Origin of the sequence: Microbacterium oxydans, assembly GCF_000956405.1 — a bacterium.
In the GTDB taxonomy this organism is placed as follows: domain Bacteria; phylum Actinomycetota; class Actinomycetes; order Actinomycetales; family Microbacteriaceae; genus Microbacterium; species Microbacterium oxydans_C.
In genome coordinates, this window is record NZ_JYIV01000016.1 from 38,328 (window position 1) to 52,484 (window position 14,157).

A 14,157-nucleotide genomic window follows, 5' to 3' on the forward strand; every position below is an offset into this window, starting at 1 on the left:
GTCCTACTCGGGGTCGCCGCCGAGCGGGCCGACCGCCTCCAAGGGCTTGGGGTCGTCGGCGCCCGTCTTGCGCAGGCGGGCGATGAGGTTGCCCAGGTGGTAGATCAGGATCGCCGCGACCGTGGCGATGACGATGCCGCCCAGCTCGAACCCGGAGGCCTCGTCCTTGATCATGAAGCCGCCGACGGCCATGATCAGCGCGACGGCCGCCGTGTACTGGTTGACCGGGCGGGAGAAGTCGACCCGGTTGTCGACCCAGATCTTGATGCCGATGACACCGATCAGACCGTAGAGTGCGGTCGTCACGCCGCCGAGCACACCGGCGGGCACCGAGTTGATGACCTCGCCGAACTTCGGGGAGAGGCTGAGCAGGATCGCGGCGGCGCCGGCCACCCAGTAGGCGGCGGTGGAGTAGACGCGGGTGGAAGCCATCACGCCGATGTTCTCTCCGTAGGTCGTCGTGCCCGAACCGCCGAAGAATCCCGCGAGCGTGGTGGAGACGCCGTCCGCGATCAGTGCCTTGCCGGTCTGCTGGTTCACGGTCGAGTCGCCGGTCATCGTCGCGACGCCGCGCACGTGCCCGACGTTCTCGGCGATCAGGACCAGGACGACCGGGAGGAACATCGCGAGCGCGGTGAGGGTGCCGGGCTCGGTGAAGTTCGGGAAGTGGAAGGTCGGGAGGCCCACCCAGTCCGCCTTCTCGACGGCCGAGAAGTCGAGCTCTCCACGGAACCCCGCGAAGATGTAGCCGGCGATCACGCCGAGGAAGATCGAGATGCGGCCGAGGAAACCGCGGAAGACGACGGCGAAGAGGATGGTGATGGCGAGAGTGAACGTCGCCGTCACGGGTGCTGCGGCGTAGTTGTTGTGTGCGGCCCCGGCGAGGTTGAACCCGATGAGGGCGACGATCGTGCCGGCGAGGACCGGGGGCAGGAAGCGATCGACCCACTTCACTCCGACCGTGTGCACCACGACGCCGATGATCGCCAGCAGCACGCCGACCGCGACGATGCCGGCCAGGGCGGTGCCCATGTTCGCAGAGGCGGTCGCGGCGGTGACGGGGGCGATGAAGGCGAACGATGAGCCGAGGTAGCTGGGGAGCTTGTTGCGTGTGACGAGCAGGAACAGGATCGTTCCGAGGCCGCTGAAGAGCAGCGTGGTGGCGACCGGGAACCCGGTGATGATCGGCACGAGGAACGTGGCGCCGAACATCGCGACGACGTGCTGGAGTCCGATCGCGATCGTCGCGGGCCAGTTCAGACGCTCATCGGGACGGACGACGGCGCCGGGTTCGACCGTGCGGCCGTTTCCGTGCAGCTTCCACAGGGCCATGCGGGCTCCTCAGGGTTCGGGGGATGGCAGGAGTGCCGGAGCAACATTACCGATTCCTGAGTTTTCACTGAACGTCTTCTACCATGGTAGATGGCGAGGTAGAATGGTAGACATGAGCCTGAACATCAAGAACGAGACGACGCATGAGCTGGTGCGCCGGCTCGCGGCGCTCACCGGGCAGAGTCAGACCAGTGCGGTGGAAGATGCCGTTCGACGGCGCCTCGCCGAGCTGGAGGAGCAGCGCTCAGGCGAAGAAGAGGAGCGCCGTCGCCGTATCCGGGCGGTGATCCGCCGGGCGCAGCAGATTCCCTCCACCGGACGCACGACCGAGGAGATCATGGACGAGCTCTACGACGAGACGGGTATGCCGCGTTGATCGTCGATTCCTCGGCCCTCGTGGCTGTCTTGATGGCTGAGTCCGACGCTGCCGAGATGGGCGAACTGTTGGAGGCGGGCCCCTTCTCACTGTCCGCGGCCACGCTCACGGAGTGCATGATCGTGCTCCGCGGTAAGGGAGGTGAGGCGAAGGTGCTCGCGCTGGACGAGCTTCTGGAAGTGACGGGTGCGACCGTCGTTCCGCTCGACGAGGCCCAGGCGCGCCTGGCAGCCAGGGCGTACGTCAGATTCGGACGCGGTTCCGGGAGCGCCGCTCGGCTGAACTACGGCGACTGCTTCTCTTACGCGCTCGCGATCAGTCGCGACGAGCCTCTGCTCTTCACGGGTGACGACTTCATCCACACCGACGTGCGCCGGGTGGAGCTGGCCTGAGGCGTCAGGCGCCGAGTCGCTGGATCAGCTCGCGGTAGCGGTCGGCGGTGCGCTCGACCACGTCGTCGGGAAGAAACGGCGGCTCGCCCTCCTGGTCCCAGTTGGCGGCGAGCCAGTCGCGCACGATCTGCTTGTCGAAGCTCGCCATCCGCTCGCCGGGAGTCGTGCCGGTGCGCCAGGCCTCGGCATCCCAGTAGCGGGATGAATCGCTCGTGAGCACCTCGTCGGCCAGGCGCAGCGTGCCGTCGGCGTCCGTGCCGAACTCGAACTTGGTGTCGGCGAGGATCAGACCCTTCTCCTCGGCGATGCCGGCCGCAGCCGTGTAGATGGCAAGGGACGTGTCGCGCAGCTCGGCCGCGCGTTCGGCGCCGACGAGTTCGACCGTGCGCTCGAACGTGATGTTCTCGTCGTGCTCACCCATCGGGGCCTTGTATGCCGGAGTGAACAGCGGCTCGGGCAGACGGTCGCCGTTCTGCAGACCCGCAGGCAGCGGGATGCCGCACACCGTGCCGCTCTCCCGGTACTCGGCCCATCCGGAACCGGTGATGTAGCCGCGTACGACGCACTCGATCGGCAGCATCTCGAGCGACTGGGCGAGCATCGCGCGATCGGCCACGGCCTCAGGCAGCTCGCCCTCGGCGATGTGGTTGGGGAAGTCGGAGAGCTGCGCGAACCACCAGCGGCTCAGTCGCGTCAGCAGGGCGCCCTTGTCGGTGATGCCGGGGGAGAGGACGAAGTCGAAGGCGCTCACCCGGTCTGAGGCGACGACGAGGATGCGCGTGTCCGCCGGATCCTCGGAGGCGTACAGGTCGCGGACCTTGCCGGAGTAGATGTGCCGCCAGCCGGGGATGCTCTGTGCCGTGCCTTCTGAAGGTGTGCTCACCCGCCCATTATCCCGGTTCCCACCGCCGCCGAACGCCGTGGCATCGAGGCGTCGGTGGGGAGTCCTAGCCTGGTGGCGTGAACACCGACATCCTCACACCGCGCCTTCGGCTGTCCCGCCCGACCGCCGCCGACCTCGATCCGCTGTTCGGGATCTCGGCCGACCCACGGGTGTGGACGCATTACCCCAGCCTTCGCCATCAGCGTCGGGAGGACACCCTTGCCGCGATGGCACGCTGGGAGACGAGCTGGTCCGCCGCCGGTCTGGGGTCGTGGGCGGTCCGCCTGCGCTCCACGGGTGAGCTGATCGGCAACGGCGGGTGCACGCTGCTCGGTGGCGAGGTCTGGAACCTCGGGTATCGGCTGTCGGCCGACCATCACGGTCAGGGGTACGCCACCGAGCTCGCCCTCGCTGCGGTCGAGGCGGCGTGTGCGGTCGATCCCGATCGCCCCGTGATCGCATATCTCGTCGAGCACAACCTCGCGTCGGCGCGAGTCGCCGAGAAGGCGGGGCTCGAACCCGTGCACCGTGCGCCGGATGCGGGAAACCCCGATCCCTCCGTGTGGCGACTCGTGTACGCCGACCGTCCGCTCACGGAGGCGCAGCTCGCGGCGACCTCGCTGTGAGAGTTCATCGATCCGTCACGACTTCGTCTTCTCGGCGGGCGGAAACAGGCGTATAGTCCACATGGACTAATTGAGGTGGGACATGAAGAAGGATGCCGTCGACCGGCTCACCCCCATGGGGGTGATGGTGCTCGCGCTGCTGCGCGAAGGCGACATGCACCCCTATGAGATGGTGCGTCTCATGCGGGCCCGCCACGACGACCGCCTGCTCACGATCACCAACGGGACGCTGTATCACACGGTGTCCCGGCTGCATCGTGCGGGCCTGATCGACGAGCTCGGCATCGACCGCGAGGGAAATCGGCCCGAGCGGACGACCTACTCCTTGACGGAGACCGGACGTGAAGCGGTCGTGACGTGGGTGCGGCGTGAGCTGCCCCGCATCGATCACCCGGCCGACTTCCGCATCGCGCTCGCCGAGGCGCACAACCTCGAGCGTCCGGAGGTCGTCGACCTCCTGCGCGCGAGGAGGATCGCACTGGTCGACGATCACGCACGGCATCGAGACGGGCTCGGCAAGGCCAGGGAGAAGCACGTGCCGGAGCAGGTGCTGGTCGAGATCGAGCGTCAGGAAGCCCTGCTGACGGCAGAGCTCCGCTGGCTCGACTCGCTCCTCGATCGTCTCGAAACCGAGGTCCTGCCGTGGGGTCCCACGGCATTCCAGAACTCAGACCGCTACCGCGCTCAGCGAAAGGCTGCACAGCAATGACAGATACGCCTCGCGACGGAGACCGCCCGCCGGTGTCCGCGCCCTCCACCTCCGGTCCGTCGACCGGCACGTACTCCGTGGGCCACAAGCCCGCGAGTCCCTGGCCCGCCCTCTGGGCGCTGGTCATCGGCTTCTTCATGATCCTCGTCGACACCACGATCGTCTCGGTCGCGAACCCGGCGATCAAGGCCGCCCTCGACCCGAACACGAACAACCTCGACAACGTCGTGTGGGTCACGAGCGCGTACCTTCTCGCATATGCGGTCCCGCTGCTGATCACCGGTCGCCTGGGCGACCGCTTCGGTCCGAAGAACATCTACCTCATCGGCCTTGCGGTGTTCACCCTCGCCTCTCTGTGGTGCGGGCTGTCCGATTCGCTCGGAATGCTCATCGCCGCGCGCGCCGTGCAGGGTCTCGGCGCTGCGTTCATGACGCCGCAGACCATGGCCGTGATCACCCGCACGTTCCCGCCCGAGCGTCGCGGCGCTGCGATGGGCCTGTGGGGTGCCACCGCCGGTGTCGCCACGCTCGTCGGACCGCTCGTGGGCGGCCTGCTCGTGGACGGCTTCGGCTGGGAGTGGATCTTCTTCGTGAACATCCCGGTCGGCATCGTCGCTTTCGTGCTCGCCTGGCGTCTGGTTCCGAAGCTGGCCACGCACCCGCACCGCTTCGACGTCGTGGGCGTGGTGCTCAGCGCCGTGGCACTGTTCCTCATCGTGTTCGGACTCCAGGAAGGAGAGAAGTTCGACTGGGGCGTGATCTGGGGCCCGATCTCGGTCTGGAGCCTGATCATCGCCGGACTCGTCGTGCTCGGGCTGTTCATCTTCCAGCAGGCGAAGACCCGCAGCGAACCTCTCGTGCCGCTCGAGCTCTTCCGCGACCGCAACTTCTCCGGGGCGAACGTGGCCATCGCCGCGGTCGGCTTCACGGTGACGAGCATGTCGCTGCCGATGATGTTCTTCCTGCAGACCGCGCGCGGGCTCACCCCGACGGAGGCGGCGCTGCTGCTGATCCCGATGGCGGTGCTGTCCGGAGTGCTCGCTCCGGTCGCCGGCAAGATCCTCGACCGGGTGGATCCGCGCATCATCCTGATCCCTGGGCTGCTCTGTGTCGCCGGGGCGCTCGTCTGGTACTCGGCGCTGATCAACATGGACACGCCGATCCTGATGTTCCTCCTGCCGTCGGCGCTGATGGGTATCGGCAACGCCGGAATGTGGGGCCCGCTCGCCACCACTGCGACGCGCAAGCTCCCGCCGCGTCAGGCGGGCGCAGGTGCCGGCATCTACAACACGACCAGGACCATCGGATCGGTGATCGGATCGGCCTCCATCGCGGCGTTCATGCAGTCCAGGCTCGAGGCGAACCTCCCGGGCCTCGCAGACGCCCCGGCCGGGATCTCGACCGGCGGTGCACTGCCGCCGCAGGTGGCGGACGGGTTTGCCGCAGGGATGTCGCAGGCGATCTTGCTGCCGGCGTGCGTCATGGCGGTCGCGCTCATCGCCTCACTGTTCCTCGGTCGGTACGACAAGACAGAGGTGCCGGCTCCCGCATCCGCGCGCACCGAGTAGTCGACGACTCTCCCTCCACGATGAGTCCGAGGGGTGCGTACTCCGCACCCCTCGGACTCATCGTCGTCCCGGCTCGGTTCGGTCCGGCGGGCCGAGCTACGGCCGGTAGAATCGGCCGCGAAGACGAGGTTCGATGACCGCGAACTGCGGGCGCTCCGACGGTTGATCGAGCACCGGCGCGAGCTGATCGAGGGGGCCTGGCATGAGCACTTCGGTGGATGACGCGGTCGCGGTGGGGGCCCAGATCGACGAACGGGACCTTCACGTGCGGATGAAGGACGGACGCACCATCAGCGTCCCCCTGAGCTGGTTCCCGCGTCTTGCCGATGCGAGCGCGGAGGAGCGTGCGGATTGGTATTTGATCGGCGAGGGTGAGGGCATCCACTGGCGACAGCTGGATGAGGACATCTCCATCGCCGCGCTGCTTCGAGGCCGCTGACCCGTTTTGTCGGGCACTCCGAAATGTGATGTCATCGGGCGATGACGATCGCACTCTCTCGACCGAGCATCGACCTCTTCGACTCCTGGGCCGCCGCCGTGGCCGAGTTCGAGGGCGGACAGGTCGACGGCGGCGGTATCGAGAAGGGCTTCGTGCCCGACCGGGCCGCTTTCGAGGCGTTCGTCGAGCGCGCAGAGCTCTACGCCACGCCTGGTGCGGTGCTCCCGCAGGGCCACGTGCCCTGTGACCACTACTGGATCACCGAGGGCGACCAGGTGGTCGGCTTCCTCTCCTTCCGCCGGGAGCTCAACGACCACCTGCGCCGCTTCGGCGGCCACATCGGCTATTCGGTGGTCCCTTCCCGTCGCCGCGAAGGGATCGTGCGCGAGGCGATGCGGCAGGTGCTCCGCCAGGCGAAGGTGGAGGGCTACGAACGCGTCATGCTCACGTGCGACGACGACAACATCGGGTCCATCCGCACGATCGAGGGAGCCGGTGGAGAGCTCGAAGACGTGATCGAGGCGCCGGAGACGGGACAGCCTCTCGTGCGCCGGTACTGGATCGATATTTCGAGTACCTGACTCGCCGCGAGCTAGGGTAGTTCCTCGGCGGTCGTCCGGTCGCTGCTGTCGACCCGAGGAGCACACGTCGTGATCCGAAATCCATCCACCGCGGCTGGCCGCCTGCGCCGATCGGTGCGCACCGTCGGCGCGGCCGCACTCGTCGCGTTCGTCGCGGTCGGGGCACTGCTCGCCGGTGCCGCCCCCGCCACCGCCGCGAACGACGGCGACAAGTACGTCATCGGCACCGACACGACGTTCGCGCCGTTCGAGTTCACGAATGCCGACGGCGACCTCGTCGGTATCGACATGGACCTGCTCCGCGCGATCGCGAAGGACCAGGGGTTCGAGGTCGAGATCCGTCAGCTCGGATTCGACGCCGCCGTCCAGGCTCTGCAGTCGAACCAGGTCGACGCGGTCATGGCGGGCATGTCGATCACCGAGGAGCGGCAGAAGACCTTCGACTTCAGCGAGCCGTACTTCACCAGCGGCATCCAGCTCGGAGTTCTCGAGTCGAGCGACATCCAGTCCCTCGACGACCTCGACGGCAAGAGCGTCGCGGTCAAGACCGGCACGCAGGGGCAGACCTTCGCCGACGAGAACAAGGACGAGTACGGCTTCACCGTCACCCCGTACCAGGACACGACCGACATGGTCGACGCGGTGAAGGCCGGCCAGGCGGTCGGCTACTTCGAGGACTTCCCGGTGCTCGCCTACGGCATCCAGCAGGGCTCCGGCTTCCGTCTGGTCGGTGAGCCCGAGCTCGGCGGCGAGTACGGATTCGCAGTCAACAAGGGGCAGAAGCCCGAGCTGATCGAGATGTTCAACGCGGGGCTCGCGAACCTGAAGTCCTCGGGTGAGTACGACAAGATCGTCGACACCTACCTGTCGGGTGGCGAGGAGTCCACGCAGCCGACCGACATCTTCTCCGTCGCGGTGAAGTACTGGCCGGCGCTCATGGAGGGCCTGTGGCTCACGATCCTCGCGACGATCGTCGCCATCGTGGCCGCGTTCATCCTGGGACTCATCTTCGGTTTCGGCCGGGTCTCGAAGTTCGCGCCGTTCCGCTGGGTCGCCACCGCCTACGTGTACATCTTCCGCGGCACTCCGATCCTCATCCAGGCGTTCTTCGTGTTCTTCGCGATCCCGCAGCTGTTCCCCGGCCTCACCTTCAACCCGTTCGTCGCCGGAGCGATCACGCTCTCGCTCAACACGGGTGCCTATATGACCGAGATCATCCGCGGTGGCATCCAGGCGGTCGACCCCGGCCAGAACGAGGCCTCGCGCTCGCTGGGTCTGAGCCACTGGAAGACCATGCAGAAGGTCGTGCTGCCCCAGGCGTTCCGCATCATGGTCCCGTCGTTCGTGAACCAGGGCATCATCACCCTCAAGGACACGTCGCTGATCAGCGTCATCGGCCTCGCGGAGCTGACGTTCGTGTCGCGCCAGATCATCGCCTCGACGTACTTGTCGGCACAGGTGCTGACGATCGTCGCCATCATCTACTTCGTCGTGATCACGCTGCTGACGCTGCTCGCGAACCGCCTGGAGAGGACGTTCAACGCATGAGCAAGATCCTGGTGCAGAACCTGCACAAGTCGTTCGGCGACAACGAGGTGCTCAAGGGCATCGACCTGGCCGTGGAGGATGGCGAGGTCGTCGCGGTCATCGGCCCGTCGGGCTCGGGGAAGTCCACTCTGCTGCGCTGCCTCAACAAGCTCGAGGAGCCCACGTCGGGGCACGTCATCATCGACGGCGTGGACCTCACGGACAAGAGCGTGAAGCTCGACGAGGTGCGCCAGCGCATCGGCATGGTGTTCCAGCACTTCAACCTCTTCCCGCACATGACCGTGCTCGAGAACATCACGCTCGCGCCGGTCGAGTGCGGGAAGCTGACCAAGGCGGAGGCGAAGGAGCGGGCGCTGTCCCTGCTGGAGCGTGTCGGCCTGTCGGAGAAGGCGGGCGCGAAGCCGGCATCCCTCTCCGGTGGTCAGAAGCAGCGCGTGGCGATCGCCCGCGCACTCGCGATGGACCCCGAGATCATGCTGTTCGACGAGGCGACGAGCGCGCTCGACCCGGAGATGGTCGGCGAGGTGCTCCAGGTCATCCGCGACCTGGCCTCCGGCGGCATGACGATGGTGCTCGTGACGCACGAGATGGGCTTCGCGCGCGAGGTCTCCGGCCGCACGGTCTTCATGGACGGTGGTGTCGTGGTCGAGGAGGCCCCTCCCGCCGAGCTGTTCGGTGCCCCCAAGAACGAGCGTCTGAAGGACTTCCTCTCGAAGGTGCTCTGAGTCCGCCCCGTTCGAATCGCGCAAATGGCTGCATCCCACTCTCGGATGCAGCCATTTGCGCGATTCGAACGACCGTCAGGGGGCCGGATGCCTGCGGATGGTCGCGCTGACCAGGGCGGCGACGGCGCACAGGCCGGCGGCGGCGAACCACGCGACCGTGTACTGACCGGTGTGGTCACGCACGATGCCGGCGAGGATCGAGGCGATGCCGGCACCGATCTGATGCGCCGCGAACACCCAGCCGAACACGAGTGGACCCTTGTCGCCGAAGACCTCACGGCACAGTGCGATCGTCGGCGGCACGGTCGCGACCCAGTCGAGCCCGTAGATGACGATGAACACGACGATGCTCGGCTGCACGTCGGCGGAGAGCAGGCTCGGAAGGAAGAGCAGGCTCACCCCGCGCAGTGCGTAGTACGCGGCGAGGAGGATGCGCGGATTCACGCGGTCTGTGAGCCAGCCCGAGAACACGGTGCCGACGATGTCGAAGATGCCCACGACGGCGAGAAGCCCTGCCGCGGTCGTCGTCGCCATCCCGTGGTCGTGGGCGCTGGGGATGAAGTGCGTGCCGATCAATCCGTTGGTCGTCGCCCCGCAGATCGCGAAGCCGATCGCCAGCGCCCAGAAGGTCTTGGTGCGCGCGGCCTCTCGGAGCGTCGAGAGGGCGAGCTTCGCGGCGCCCCACGCCGTGCCTCGACGCACGGGTGCAGAGGTGGGTGCGAGTGAGGTCTCGCCGTAGCGGGCGACACCGAGGTCGCTCGGCCGGTTGCGGAGGAAGATCCAGACGAGCGGCACGACGGCGAGAGCGCCACCCGCGATGATGAGTGACGCCCCGCGCCATCCGACATCCTCGGCAGCGGCCGCGATCACGGGGAGGAAGACGAGCTGACCTGTCGCGCTGCCCGCGGTCAGGACACCCGAGACGAGTCCGCGCCGGGTGGCGAACCAGGTGTCGGTGATGGTCGCCGCGAACACCAGTGCCATCGAGCCCGTGCCGAGTCCGATCAGCACGCCCCAGGTCAGGATGAGCTGGCCTGGTGTCGCCACGAACACGCTCAGGGCTGAGCCCGCCCCGATCACGATAAGAGCGACGACCGTGACCGCGCGGATCCCGAAGCGCTGCATGAGCGCCGCGGCGAACGGGGCGATGAGCCCGTAGAGCAGCAGGTTGATCGAGACGGCGAGCGACAGCTCGGCCGTGGTCCATCCGAACTCCTCTTCGAGAGGAACCATGAGAACGCCGGGGGCTGCGCGGAAACCGGCGGCGCCGATCAGAGCGATGAGAGCCACGAGGGCCACAGTCCACGCGGGGTGGAATCGACGCCGTCCTGCGTCGAGGGGTTCCTCGATCGGCCCGTCGAGCGATTCGGCGGTCATGCCGCGCGTCCGGTGAGGAGGACGAACGGCTCCCCGCCCATGCTGCGTCGCGCCCAGCGGGTGCTGTCGACGTCCAGCGATGCGGCGCAGGTGGCGCACCAGTCGACCGAATCGGAGACCTCGCCGCAACGGCCGCAGCTCACCGTCAGACCCCAGGGGCCGTCGGGATCGGTGGCTCGCGAGAACCGGGCGTAGGCGTGCAGGATCGGGAGTGTCTGCCGTCCCGCGGTCGTCACCCCGTAGCCGCTGCGCGCATCGGCGGGGTCTTCGCGCTCGACGAGTCCTGCTTCGCTCATCGCGGTGAGTCGTCGAGACAGCACGGAGTCGGCCGCGCCGGTGGCGTCCCGCAGCTGGTCGAAGCGGGTGCGTCCGGAGAAGAGCTCACGCAGGATGAGCAGCACCCAGGGGTCGGCGAGGATGTCGGCGGAGCGCGCGATGGGGCAGGTCGCGGATGACCAGTCGGAGCGGAGCGGCATGCGACAACTTTCTTGAAGAAAGTATCGGTTGTCAATCGACGTCACTCACGTTGGCAGTTATCCGCTCCGCATTCGGCGGATATCGTGCGCTCGGCAGCGCGGGCGGCGCCGACTGTCCGTGCACTCGCCGAGCGCACGGACGGTCGGCGGGGCGAAGCCGTGCGTTCGCGCAGCAGCGCGATGCGACCCGGCGGGCGGTTACTCGGCGACGCGGGCGGCGATGTCGGTACGGTAGTGGGAGCCGTCGAGGCGGATGCGGGCGATCGCCTCGTAGGCGCGGTCTCGCGCGGTGCGGAAGCCGGAGGCGACGGCCACCACGTTCAGTACGCGTCCGCCCGTGGCGATGAGCGATCCACCCGGGGCATCGGGGCTCGCGGTGGCGGCGTGCACGATGCGGACGCCCTCGACGGCCGCGGCGTCGGCCAGGCCCTCGATCGGACGGCCGGTCTGCGGCGACTCGGGATAGCCCTCGCTGGCCAGGACGACCGTGATCGCGACGTCGTCGCTGAACACGGGGTCCGGCTGATCCTCGAGGGTGCCGGATGCCGCGGCGAACAGCAGCTCCGACAGCGGGGTGACCAGACGTGGAAGCACGATCTGCGTCTCGGGGTCTCCGAAGCGGGCGTTGAACTCGATCACGCGCACACCGGCCGGGGTCAGGATCAGCCCTGCGTAGAGGAGTCCGATGAACGGGGTGCCCTCCGAGTCGAGCTGCCGCACCACGGGAAGCGCTACGTCGCGGGTGACCTCTTCGACGAAGGCCCGCTCGCTGCCGAACTGCTCGTCGAGCCACGGCAGCGGCGAGTAGGCGCCCATGCCTCCCGTGTTGGGTCCTGCGTCGCCGTCGAGTGCGCGCTTGAAGTCCTGCGCGGGGCTGAGCGCGCGCACGGTGTCGCCGTCGCTCAGGAAGAACAGGGAGACCTCGGGGCCGGAGAGGAACTCCTCGATCAGCACCGGGCCGGCGGGGAGGTACTGCTCAGCGTGCGCGAGCGCCTCCGCGCGGTCGGACGTGACGATGACGCCCTTGCCCGCAGCGAGCCCATCGGCCTTGACCACGTAGGGGGCACCGAGCTCGTCGAACGCCGACTCGACATCGGCCGTGGTGGCGGCACGGACCGCGCGGCCGGTCGGCACACCCGCGGCGTCCATCACGCGCTTCGCGAACGACTTCGAGCCTTCGAGCTGGGCCGCGGCCTTGCCCGGTCCGAACACCGGGATGCCACGGACGCGCAGCGCGTCGGCGACGCCGGCGACGAGCGGCGCTTCCGGGCCGACGACGACCAGGTCGATGGCGTGCTCATGAGCGAAAGCGGTGACCGCTCCGCCGTCGAGCGGATCGACCGAGACGGGGACGGCATCCTGTGCGATGCCGGCGTTGCCCGGAGCGACGAAGATCTCATGCTCCGTCTGCTCCGCCCGCAGAGCGAGGATGATCGCGTGCTCACGGGCACCGGAACCGAGGACGAGAATCTTCACCCGTCCAGACTACCGAGGGTCGGCTGTCGGGTTTCGGCGGGCGGGGCACCATGCCCGCGCGGTGAGGTTCAGAGGTCGACGGTCCGCTCGATCGAGGCATCCCACGGCAGGGTCCAGCCGGCCGCGTCGAAGAGGGCATCGAGCACCATCGCGGTGAAGCCCCAGACGATCGTGCCGTCGACGTCGAACGCCGGACCGCGGAACGTGCGGCCCATGCGGGTGATCGTCGAGGTGAAGCGGGTCTCGGGGTCGAGCAGCTGCGCGACGGGGACTCGGAACACCTCGACGGTCTCTGCGTGATCGACCGCCACGACCCGCGACGGCGACTGCCACCAGGCCAGGACGGGTGTCACCAGGTGGTTGCTCGCGGCGAGGGGGATCACCGGCAGAGTCGCCAGCACCTCGACGCCTGTCGGGTCGAGTCCGGTCTCCTCCTCGGCTTCGCGCAGGGCGGTGGCGATGACGTCGGCATCGTCCGGCTCGACCCTGCCTCCGGGGAACGAGACCTGTCCGGGGTGGGACGAGAGCGTGGGTGCGCGTCGTTGCAGCAGCACATCGAGGTCGCGGGCGATGGTCGAACCGGTCGTGGGGGCGGGGATTCGGTCGAGCACGCCGAACAGGATGAGCACGGCCGCGTCGTGGGCGCTCTTCGGGTCGGCGAGGCGAGGGATGCGCACGCCCCACGAATGGTCGGCGACCGCCGCGAGCAGCTCGGCGCGGGCGCCCGTCGGATGCATGCTCATGCGTCCGAGCATAGGACGCCGCCGGGCGTGCGGTCGTAGTCTGGAGCGATGGCCAAGAAGATCGACATCGTGGACGGACGCACGGCTCTCGATGCCGTCCGCGCCGCGGAGGCCTCGGGGGCGAAACCGCAGCGCACCGAACTCGCCACGGCCGTGCGGTACCTGCTGCAGCTGCTCGACGAGAAGGCACCGGGCAACAGCGTCGAGGTGCGCGTCCCACCCTTCGGCGCGGTGCAGGTCATCCAGGGTCCCCGGCACACCAGAGGCACACCGCCGAACGTGGTCGAGATGGATGCAGCGACCTGGATCGCTGTGGCGACAGGGGCGGAGCGATGGGTGGATGCTGCTTCGGGCGGACGCATCCACGCCTCGGGCACGCGCGCCGATCTGAGCGACGTTCTGCCGGTGCGGCCGTAGCGCGGAGCCGGTCAGGTCGGACAGTCGAGTCCGGTTCAGGGCTTCGGGTGCCGCGCAGTCTCATCGATGAGCTGCTGCACCCGGGTGGGGTCCGCGTCTCTGGCGAGGGCGACGTAGTGGTCCATGACGGCGGGTCGATACCGCACCGGCATCGTCTGTCCCGGTGCGAGCCGGGTCAGCTCGGTCACCGTGAAGTCCTCATCTGCGATGCCGCGGAACGAGGCTCCGTCCGCGGTCGTCACATCGAGCATGAGCACCAGGCGGACGCCGCCGTCGCTGCTGACCTCGCGCCAGTCGACGAGGGTGCCGATGGCGAGTGCTCCTGCGCGGAGTTCGGTGTTGCGCCGTCGGGCTTCACCGCTCAGGAGCGGGTTCAGGGCGACACCGGGAAAGGCGGGTCCGACGCCGAGAGACTCACGGCTCAGGTCGGGCCGGAGCTGCTCCATCAGATCGCTGAACCGCTGTCTCTTCTTCTTGGAACCGAACATC

At 68.1% G+C, this 14,157-nt stretch carries 17 protein-coding genes; 10 read left to right on the forward strand and 7 right to left on the reverse strand.

Features of this window, described 5'->3' with window-relative positions:
* Window positions 1-3: 3 nt before the first annotated feature.
* Complete coding sequence (locus RN51_RS02905; RefSeq protein WP_045262549.1) at window positions 4-1,332, reverse strand: uracil-xanthine permease family protein; 1,329 nt, start codon at window positions 1,330-1,332, stop codon at window positions 4-6.
* Window positions 1,333-1,444: 112 nt separating this feature from the next.
* Between RN51_RS02905 and RN51_RS02910 the strand changes: the two genes are divergently transcribed.
* Window positions 1,445-1,708: a type II toxin-antitoxin system VapB family antitoxin gene (locus RN51_RS02910; RefSeq protein ID WP_045262550.1), complete on the forward strand. Its 264-nt coding sequence runs from the start codon at window positions 1,445-1,447 to the stop codon at window positions 1,706-1,708.
* Window positions 1,705-2,100 (forward strand): type II toxin-antitoxin system VapC family toxin, encoded by a 396-nt coding sequence (locus RN51_RS02915; RefSeq protein ID WP_045262551.1) that lies wholly within the window; start codon window positions 1,705-1,707, stop codon window positions 2,098-2,100. The genes RN51_RS02910 and RN51_RS02915 overlap by 4 nt, the downstream gene beginning before the upstream one ends.
* Before the next feature lie 4 nt (window positions 2,101-2,104).
* Here the strand turns inward: RN51_RS02915 and RN51_RS02920 are convergent, their stop codons facing one another.
* Window positions 2,105-2,983: a phosphoribosylaminoimidazolesuccinocarboxamide synthase gene (locus RN51_RS02920; protein ID WP_045262552.1), complete on the reverse strand. Its 879-nt coding sequence runs from the start codon at window positions 2,981-2,983 to the stop codon at window positions 2,105-2,107.
* Window positions 2,984-3,060: 77 nt separating this feature from the next.
* Here RN51_RS02920 and RN51_RS02925 point away from each other — a divergent pair, with 77 nt between their 5' ends.
* The 7 genes from RN51_RS02925 (at window position 3,061) to RN51_RS02955 (ending at window position 9,179) form a co-directional block, all read left to right on the forward strand.
* A complete protein-coding gene (locus RN51_RS02925) occupies window positions 3,061-3,609 on the forward strand; it encodes a GNAT family N-acetyltransferase (RefSeq protein ID WP_045262553.1) in 549 nt (182 codons plus the stop codon).
* A gap of 82 nt (window positions 3,610-3,691) precedes the next feature.
* Window positions 3,692-4,318 carry a PadR family transcriptional regulator gene (locus RN51_RS02930; protein WP_045262554.1) on the forward strand — a complete coding sequence of 209 codons (627 nt, stop codon included), beginning with the start codon at window positions 3,692-3,694 and terminating at the stop codon, window positions 4,316-4,318.
* Complete coding sequence (locus RN51_RS02935) at window positions 4,315-5,886, forward strand: MFS transporter (RefSeq protein WP_045262555.1); 1,572 nt, start codon at window positions 4,315-4,317, stop codon at window positions 5,884-5,886. Before RN51_RS02930 ends, RN51_RS02935 begins: the two co-directional genes overlap by 4 nt.
* Window positions 5,887-6,088: 202 nt before the next feature.
* Window positions 6,089-6,325, forward strand: coding sequence for a DUF2442 domain-containing protein (locus RN51_RS02940; protein WP_045262556.1), 237 nt, complete (start codon window positions 6,089-6,091; stop codon window positions 6,323-6,325).
* Window positions 6,326-6,366: 41 nt separating this feature from the next.
* Window positions 6,367-6,906, forward strand: a complete 540-nt coding sequence (locus RN51_RS02945) for a GNAT family N-acetyltransferase (protein ID WP_045262557.1) — start codon at window positions 6,367-6,369, stop codon at window positions 6,904-6,906.
* A gap of 69 nt (window positions 6,907-6,975) precedes the next feature.
* A complete protein-coding gene (locus RN51_RS02950) occupies window positions 6,976-8,454 on the forward strand; it encodes an amino acid ABC transporter substrate-binding protein/permease (RefSeq protein ID WP_082066305.1) in 1,479 nt (492 codons plus the stop codon).
* Window positions 8,451-9,179 carry an amino acid ABC transporter ATP-binding protein gene (locus RN51_RS02955; RefSeq protein WP_045262558.1) on the forward strand — a complete coding sequence of 243 codons (729 nt, stop codon included), beginning with the start codon at window positions 8,451-8,453 and terminating at the stop codon, window positions 9,177-9,179. Before RN51_RS02950 ends, RN51_RS02955 begins: the two co-directional genes overlap by 4 nt.
* 75 nt (window positions 9,180-9,254) lie before the next feature.
* Here RN51_RS02955 and RN51_RS02960 read toward each other — a convergent pair whose 3' ends face one another.
* The 4 genes from RN51_RS02960 to RN51_RS02975 all read right to left on the reverse strand — a co-directional run bounded on the left by RN51_RS02960 (window position 9,255) and on the right by RN51_RS02975 (window position 13,251).
* A complete protein-coding gene (locus RN51_RS02960; RefSeq protein WP_045262559.1) occupies window positions 9,255-10,556 on the reverse strand; it encodes an MFS transporter in 1,302 nt (433 codons plus the stop codon).
* Window positions 10,553-11,032: a winged helix-turn-helix transcriptional regulator gene (locus tag RN51_RS02965; RefSeq protein WP_045262560.1), complete on the reverse strand. Its 480-nt coding sequence runs from the start codon at window positions 11,030-11,032 to the stop codon at window positions 10,553-10,555. The genes RN51_RS02960 and RN51_RS02965 overlap by 4 nt, the downstream gene beginning before the upstream one ends.
* 198 nt (window positions 11,033-11,230) lie before the next feature.
* Window positions 11,231-12,508 (reverse strand): phosphoribosylamine--glycine ligase, encoded by a 1,278-nt coding sequence (gene purD, locus RN51_RS02970; RefSeq protein WP_045262561.1) that lies wholly within the window; start codon window positions 12,506-12,508, stop codon window positions 11,231-11,233.
* A 68-nt stretch (window positions 12,509-12,576) separates the two neighbouring features.
* Window positions 12,577-13,251 carry an NUDIX hydrolase gene (locus RN51_RS02975; protein WP_082066316.1) on the reverse strand — a complete coding sequence of 225 codons (675 nt, stop codon included), beginning with the start codon at window positions 13,249-13,251 and terminating at the stop codon, window positions 12,577-12,579.
* A 48-nt stretch (window positions 13,252-13,299) separates the two neighbouring features.
* Here RN51_RS02975 and RN51_RS02980 point away from each other — a divergent pair, with 48 nt between their 5' ends.
* Complete coding sequence (locus tag RN51_RS02980; protein WP_045262563.1) at window positions 13,300-13,668, forward strand: sterol carrier family protein; 369 nt, start codon at window positions 13,300-13,302, stop codon at window positions 13,666-13,668.
* Between the two features lie 35 nt (window positions 13,669-13,703).
* On the opposite strand, the gene RN51_RS02985 is transcribed toward RN51_RS02980, so the two are convergent.
* On the reverse strand, window positions 13,704-14,156 hold the full coding sequence (locus RN51_RS02985) for a hypothetical protein (RefSeq protein WP_045262564.1): 453 nt from the start codon (window positions 14,154-14,156) through the stop codon (window positions 13,704-13,706).
* Window position 14,157 lies beyond the last annotated feature (1 nt).

Excerpts from the sequence above, each read along its gene's own strand:
- RN51_RS02940 (WP_045262556.1), top strand. The coding sequence starts at position 6,089 with ATGAGCACTTCGGTGGATGACGCGGTCGCGGTGGGGGCCCAGATCGAC.
- RN51_RS02905 (WP_045262549.1), bottom strand. The coding sequence starts at position 1,332 with ATGGCCCTGTGGAAGCTGCACGGAAACGGCCGCACGGTCGAACCCGGC.
- RN51_RS02910 (WP_045262550.1), top strand. The coding sequence starts at position 1,445 with ATGAGCCTGAACATCAAGAACGAGACGACGCATGAGCTGGTGCGCCGG.
- RN51_RS02955 (WP_045262558.1), top strand. The coding sequence starts at position 8,451 with ATGAGCAAGATCCTGGTGCAGAACCTGCACAAGTCGTTCGGCGACAAC.
- RN51_RS02980 (WP_045262563.1), top strand. The coding sequence starts at position 13,300 with ATGGCCAAGAAGATCGACATCGTGGACGGACGCACGGCTCTCGATGCC.
- RN51_RS02985 (WP_045262564.1), bottom strand. The coding sequence starts at position 14,156 with ATGTTCGGTTCCAAGAAGAAGAGACAGCGGTTCAGCGATCTGATGGAG.
- RN51_RS02930 (WP_045262554.1), top strand. The coding sequence starts at position 3,692 with ATGAAGAAGGATGCCGTCGACCGGCTCACCCCCATGGGGGTGATGGTG.
- RN51_RS02965 (WP_045262560.1), bottom strand. The coding sequence starts at position 11,032 with ATGCCGCTCCGCTCCGACTGGTCATCCGCGACCTGCCCCATCGCGCGC.
- RN51_RS02975 (WP_082066316.1), bottom strand. The coding sequence starts at position 13,251 with ATGAGCATGCATCCGACGGGCGCCCGCGCCGAGCTGCTCGCGGCGGTC.
- RN51_RS02935 (WP_045262555.1), top strand. The coding sequence starts at position 4,315 with ATGACAGATACGCCTCGCGACGGAGACCGCCCGCCGGTGTCCGCGCCC.
- RN51_RS02960 (WP_045262559.1), bottom strand. The coding sequence starts at position 10,556 with ATGACCGCCGAATCGCTCGACGGGCCGATCGAGGAACCCCTCGACGCA.
- RN51_RS02945 (WP_045262557.1), top strand. The coding sequence starts at position 6,367 with ATGACGATCGCACTCTCTCGACCGAGCATCGACCTCTTCGACTCCTGG.